The organism is Sphingomonas sp. (genome assembly GCF_050725575.1).
GTDB lineage: Bacteria > Pseudomonadota > Alphaproteobacteria > Sphingomonadales > Sphingomonadaceae > Sphingomonas.
The window spans coordinates 61,122-67,895 of record NZ_JBOHHW010000028.1 but is presented as its reverse complement, the minus strand read 5'-3'; the positions used below and the strand labels follow the sequence as shown (position 1 = coordinate 67,895).

Genomic DNA, 6,774 nt, shown 5'->3' with positions numbered 1-6,774 from the left:
CGCCGGGTTTCACCACCGTTGCGAGCTGCGCCAGGAACTGGTCGGGATGGGCGACATGCTCGACCACTTCGAGTGCGAGCGCCACGTCGAAAGCGCCGGCGAACTGATCACCGAGTTCAAAGATGTTGCCGGGCACGAACTCGATTCGTTCGGCCAGCGGCGATTTGAGCTTCACATAATCGACCAGGTCGGCGCGCAGGTCGTTCCAGGTGACCCGATAGCCCATTGCTGCGGCGGCAAGCGTGTAATTACCCTGCGCGGCTGCCAGATCGAGCAGCTTCGCCCCCGGGCTGGCGACACTGCGCAGCGCGTCGAGCACGCGAGTACGACGCTGATCATACATTCGCGCATAGCCGGGATTGGACGAACCGCCCCATATTTCGACATCGTCATGATGATGCGAGACGCGCCAGCTTTCGGGCCAGCCGGGCTGTGCTTCGATCCGGCGGGTCTCAAATGCATATGACGGCATCAACAAGCCCCTTGTCGAACAGTGGCGCGACCCCATTGGGTGGCGAAAATCGGTGGCGAATTCAAGCGCCCGATCATGCTCATCGCCCGAGGATGGCGGCGTCGAGCGCTGGGCGAAGCGGTGCCGCCAGCGCGGCGCTGCCCCGTGACGACAAATGATGGTCATCCTGGAACATGACGATCCCATCGCGCATCGGACTGCACCCCGTGCTGCTGCAGACTATTGCCCGCGGATTCAACACCCGGATATTCGATGTGCCGGATGCCAGCGCGTCGAGGCGGCGATCGCTTTCATCATGGTCGCGATCGATGACGGCGCGGGATACGCTGCAATCCTGGTCGGATCGGCGCGCCAGGCAGCGCGGCACATTATGTGGGAAAAGCGGCGTATCCTTGATCAGTACCAGCCGTACCTTCGCTGCTTGCGCGGTGGCGACGATGCGGTTCAGCCCGGACTCGAATCCCGCGCGGACGGGTGTTGTTATCGGCATCGTGGCCCTGGCGCCGCCATCCGGCCAGCGCGACGCGACGACCAGTGCGGTAATGCGCCCGTCTCGCGCCAGTTGTGCCGCTTCTGCGTATACGGCATCGCGAAACCGCGCGCAGTCCGCGAGCATGATCGCGCTTGGCGCAAGTCCGACGACTCCCGCAGTGCCGTCGAGCGGCCGGCAGCCGCCGCGTGCGCGCGGCAGCACCGCGACATGAGCGGCCTTTCCCCAGCGATCGAGCATCGGGATGTAATGAGCTGCGTGAGAATCTCCGATCAGAACCACGACGCGCGTCGCGGCGCGATCACCCACCATGCAGGATGCGGGTGGGGTGAGATTCTCGAAGACCGCGGCGTAGTTGGCGCAGGCGGCCGGTAGGTCATCCACCACGCCATTGTCTTCCACCGCCGCGATGGCCTGAAAACGCGGTGAGGCAGCGAGCCGCGCATTGGAAAGTATTAATGTCGCACCCGCACAGGTTGCGCCGATCAACAATATGGTAATTCCGGCGATCAGGCTTTTGCCGGTGGTGCGAAAGATCGTCGGGCGCTGATGACGAACCGGTGTCTCGATCAGGTGATAACTCGCCGAGCTGAGCAGGAACGATGCGATCACCGCTCCGATCAGGGCGCTATTGCCCGGCTCACCCAGGGCCTGGCCGCGTACCAGGGCGAGGAGCGGCCAGTGCCACAGGTACCAGCCATAGGAGAGCTTCCCGATATAGACGGCGGGGGGTGTGGCGAGCAGGCGAGCGACCGGGTTGGTTGGCGCAATAGCGCCTGCCGCCAGCAGAGCGGCCGCACCGAGCGTCGGCAACAGCGCTATCCAGCCGGGGAAGGGGTTTTCGTGATCGAATGCCCATAGCGACACGCCGATCAGTGCGAGGCCGATCAGCGACTGCGCGGTCGCGCCGTGATGCCAGCGCGGATTGTCGCCGCGCAGCGCCAGCGACAGCATTGCGCCGATGGCGAACTCCCAGCCGCGAAACGGTGTGAGGTAGAAAGCCCAGGAAGGGCGTATCGCCGTGCCGACAATGCTGATCGCCAGCGATCCTGCAAACATCAGGATGAACAGGCCCCAAAGCGCGCGGCGCTGGGCCAGGCCGAGCTTTGTTGCGATCCAGCCAGTGAGCGGAATCAGCAATGGCCAGATGATGTAGAACTGCTCCTCAACCGCCAGCGTCCAGGTGTGAAGCAGAGGATAGGTCTCGGCCGCGGCGGCGAAATAGCCCGATGGCTGGAGCGCGAAGAAGATGTTCGACGTGAAGAAAAGGGCCGCAAGCGCCGATTTCGCGAGAGACTGGAGTTCGCCGGCCGGAGGTATCAGCCACAGGCCGAGCGCGACGGTGGTCATCACCACCGCGAGCAGCGCGGGTAACAGTCGCCGAACGCGGCGGGCATAGAATTCGGCCAGATCGATCCGGCCGGTCCGCTCATGCTCGCGGACAAGGATACCGGTGATCAGAAACCCGGAGATGACGAAGAAGATGTCGACGCCGACGAACCCGCCCGGTACGAGCGCCGGGAAGGCATGATAGGCGACGACCGACCCGACCGCGATCGTCCGTAGCCCGTCGATATCCGGTCGATATTTGATCGTCGCGCTCATCCGCGGACGGTGGCCAGCGTGGGTGCGGTTAATTTTCGACCGACGTGTCGCGCCAGCAAATGGGAACTTCGCTCTATCAGAATGTAAAACATGACCGCTGTGACAAAGGTCCCGAAAAGATATGATATCAGATTTGCACTGTCACGATGGATAAGCACGATCAGCACCAGAGAATGAACCAGGTACAGCGAATAGCTTGCGACACCCAGTCGATCGAGCCATGGGGGTTTCCGACCGAAGAAATAACGCGCTTCGAGTGCGATCCAAAGCGCAGCGGGGACGGCGAAGAACGTGAGCGTGATCGCATAGCTGGCAAACACGGTATGCGCATGAAACATAGCAATTTGTAGCACCACCGATAGTGCCAGGATGGTCATCCTGATCGCCCAGATCAAGCGCGTGGAAACGACCGGAAAACGCATGAAATTTTCGGCGACCCAGCACCCGGAGAGCCAGACGGGCAAACCGATCAGCCAGGTCGCGTATCCAAATGCCGGATAGTTGTTCTGCCATTCGCGCAGCAATTGTAAATTGGTGAAAGCAAGAACCAGTGCGAGCGCAAAAGAAGCGGCCGTCAGATATTTCAATCGCCAACGACGAATAAACGGATACAGCGCATAATATATGAGCTCGCAGAAGATGCTCCACAAGACCGTCAAGTTCCAGGAAGATGGCGGCGGAGAAATTGTCAGATAGAATGCGATGAACATCGCCAATGGCGGCAGGATCCGGATATATCGGCGGCTATAATATGCGCCGACATCAAATTTCTTCCCGCCGGCATAGGGTAGGTGGATGACGAATCCGGATAGCACGAAGAAGACGATAACCGCTGCCGACCCATTGAACAGCACACCAAGAAAGGCGCCGGCCACATATGATATGTCGCCGCCGAGAAACGCCAGATTGGCCTTATAGTTGGTCGGGAAATGCCCCATTGCGACGATCGCAGCACAGACGAATCGAATGGCATCAAGCCCGGGAATGTGAGCGCTCGCACGCAGTGTCCCGGGGTTTCCGGCGACGCCGTCGCCCACTTCAGGAAGCCAGTGTCTTGCGCTCGATCAACGTGTCGCCGAGCACCAGCACGTCCATCTTGGTGCGCAGGAAACAATCCAGTGCTTCTTCCGGGCGGCACACCACCGGCTCATTCTCGTTGAACGAAGTGTTGAGCACCATCGGCACGCCGCTGATCGCTTCGAACGCCTCGATCAGATGGAAATAGCGCGGGTTGGTGCTTTCATTGACCGTCTGGAGGCGGCCCGACCCATCGACATGAGTCACCGCCGGGATCAGGTCGCGCTTCTCTTCGCGGATCTGGAACACCTGCATCATGAAGGGGACGCTGTCTTCTTCCTCGAACCAGCCGGCGACGCCGCGATCGAGCACCGATGGCGCGAACGGGCGGAAGCTTTCGCGCCGCTTGATCTTGAGGTTGAGGATTTCCTTCATGTCGGCACGCCGCGGATCGCCGAGGATCGAGCGGTTGCCAAGCGCACGGGGACCCCATTCCATCCGGCCCTGATACCAGCCAATCACCTTGCCTTCGGAAATCGCCGTGGCGGTGCGGCGGCACAACTCGGCCTCGTCGGTAATCATCTCGATCGTGCAGCCCGCTGCCTCTATCTCCGCCTCGCGTGCGACCATCAGTCCCTCAACCTCGGCGGCCGGGGCGTGCGGGCCCCAATAGGCATGGTCCATCACGAAGCCGCGCGGTTTGCCCTGCTTGTGCCAGTATGCGAACGCCGCGCCGATCGCGCCGCCCGCATCGCCTGCCGCCGACTGGACATAGACATGGGTATAGGGTGTCCGCCGGCGCACCTTGCCGTTGGCGACCGAATTGTTACCGCAGCCGCCGGCGACGGTCAGATGCGGCACCTTGTGCTTCGCGTGCAGCATGTCGAGCAGGTTGAAGAAGGCTTCCTCGTACATCGCCTGGATCGACTTGGCCAAGTCGCGGTGCCCCTGGGTCAGTTCGCCCTTGGGGTCGCGGCGCGGGCCGAGCAGTTCCTCAAGCTCCGGCGAGAACAGGTCGCCGATCTCGGGAATGCCGTCGGTCCACTGATATTGCGTGCCTTCCTTGTGATGCTTGAAATATTTCAGGTTGAGCTCGAAGCTGCCATCGCCCCTGAGCTTCACGATCTCGCGCATCTTGTCGATCTGGGTCGGCGCGCCATAGGGCGCGAGGCCCATCACCTTATATTCGTCGCCATAATGCGGGAAACCCAGATACTGGGTCAACGCCTGGTAGAAGATGCCGAGCGAGTGCGGGAAGAAGACCCGGCCCTGGATATCGATCTCGCTGCCATGGCCGATCGCCCAGGCCGCGCTGCTGAAATCGCCGAAACCATCGACCGAGACGACGCTCGCGTCCTGGAACGGCGAGACGTGAAAGGCCGACGACAGATGGGCGAGATGGTGTTCGATCGGCGCATGAATGCCCTTGAAGCTTTCGCCGGGAAAGCTTTCCTCGAGATATTCGGCAATGCCCTTGCGCGCCTTGCGGTTCTTCAGCCGGTCCATGACGAAGCCGAGATCGGGCCGTTTGGTCGCGACATAGGCGATCTTGCGCAGCAGATTGGCGCGGCTGTCCTGATTGACCGCGATCACGTCGACGTCGCCGAGCGTGAGCCCGGCCTCCGCGAGGCAATAACGGATCGATTCCGACGGGAAGCCCGCCCAATGCTTGATGCGGCGGAAGCGTTCTTCCTCGGCGGCGGCGATCATGACGCCGTTGCGTACCAGACATGCGGAAGAATCGCCGTGAAAGGCGTTGAGGCCCAGGATGATCAAGCAAAAGTCTCCGTGACTCGGCCGACGCTGGTACGCGGCATGACGATGTGGTGCGACCCCCTCGCTCGGGTGCGCTTATACCGAAAATGTTGCAGTACGGAAGAGATCACAAATGCCCCATCATCTCTTCGGAATATGCAGGGTTTGCAGCAACAGGGCACGGACGCGGCCGGTGTTGCGTTCGAACAGCCACCACATTGCCGCAGCGTACAGGAGAGCAGCAACAATCAGACCCGCTGCCACGACCAGGCCCGCCGGGCCGATCGCGAATTGCGTCGGCGCGAGTAGCGCAAACCACAACAAGGCGATCAGTGGGAAATGTACGACGTACAGCGTGAAGGAGATTTCGGAGAGCCAGAAGGAGAGGCGGCCATAGATACCGCCGGGATTGCCCAGCCGTGCGAGGCAGGGAAGGGTAGCGGCGCAGGCGATGCCGAGCAGGAGGTCGGTCTGCAGGCTCGGCCGGGCAAGCGATGCCGCGAGCGCGACAAGGCACACCAGCATGATCGCGACGGCGAGGAGGCGGAAGCGTTCCGCCGGCGTTGCGCGAACCAGATCGCCAAGTGACCAGGCGAGCGCGCCCATCACCCAGATGCTGCCCATGGCAACGATGACGAACGGCAGAAAGGCAAGAGCCGCGAGGGCGAAGATCGCCGCTGCCATACGGACGCCCAGCGAGGCATTGCGTCCGGCCAGCGCGAGCCAGGCAAAGGGCACGAGGAAATAATACCAGAACTCGTTGGCCAGGCTCCACAACGGTCCGTTTGTACCGAAGACCGGAACCGTGATCGTCTGGAGAAAGGCGATATTGCCGAGAAATGTCGCAAGCGTCGGGGCCGGATTGCTGCCCGGATAGGGACCGCTTGAAAGGATATCCCAATATTGCGCGCCATAACCGTTCAGGTAGAGCAGGTCGCGGCCGATCCAGTCGAGCAGCGCCGTGGCGATCAATGCCGGGATCAAGGCAGTCCATAGCCGTGCGAAACGGTGCACGGTATAGTCGGGCAGATTCCATTTGCCCTGGCGGATCTCGCGCATCGCCCGCCCGCCGACGAGAAAGCCGCTCAGCGCGAAAAACAGCACCACCGCCTGATGGCCGAGGCCGCCGATCACGTAGAATGGCGCGAAGGCAAGTTTCGGGCCGGTCAGGTCGGCATAATCGACGAACACGAAACCGCGGACATGGCCGACAAGCACCAGCAGGGCGGCAAGGCCGCGGACCATGTCGAGATGTTCGAAACGGCGTCCGCGCGGGGTACGGTGGCTGGTCGCCTCGCCTTGATGCCCGTCGTCCTGATCCCTAGCGCCCTGAACCGACGTCACATACATCCCCCGGAAGATTGGCCCTGGCGAAGGTTTGCCAGTGCCACTCAAAACCGTGCCACTCAAAACCGTGCCGCACAAACCGCACGAT

At 61.8% G+C, this 6,774-nt stretch carries 5 protein-coding genes; all 5 read right to left on the bottom strand.

Translation table 11 applies throughout. The features are described from left to right. Positions 1-472 (bottom strand): class I SAM-dependent methyltransferase (locus ACRECS_RS17695; RefSeq protein ID WP_431584262.1); only part of this gene is annotated, 472 nt, incomplete at its 3' end. 79 nt (positions 473-551) lie between these two features. Beyond that, positions 552-2,567, bottom strand: a complete 2,016-nt coding sequence (locus ACRECS_RS17690; RefSeq protein WP_431584261.1) for an acyltransferase family protein — start codon at positions 2,565-2,567, stop codon at positions 552-554. After that, a complete protein-coding gene (locus tag ACRECS_RS17685) occupies positions 2,564-3,604 on the bottom strand; it encodes an acyltransferase family protein (protein WP_431584260.1) in 1,041 nt (346 codons plus the stop codon). The genes ACRECS_RS17690 and ACRECS_RS17685 overlap by 4 nt, the downstream gene beginning before the upstream one ends. A gap of 1 nt (position 3,605) precedes the next feature. After that, the gene (locus ACRECS_RS17680; protein WP_431584259.1) at positions 3,606-5,360 is read right to left on the bottom strand and encodes a carbamoyltransferase family protein; all 1,755 of its coding nucleotides are present in this window, start codon (positions 5,358-5,360) and stop codon (positions 3,606-3,608) included. A 120-nt stretch (positions 5,361-5,480) separates the two neighbouring features. After that, on the bottom strand, positions 5,481-6,683 hold the full coding sequence (locus ACRECS_RS17675) for an acyltransferase family protein (protein ID WP_431584258.1): 1,203 nt from the start codon (positions 6,681-6,683) through the stop codon (positions 5,481-5,483). Positions 6,684-6,774 lie beyond the last annotated feature (91 nt).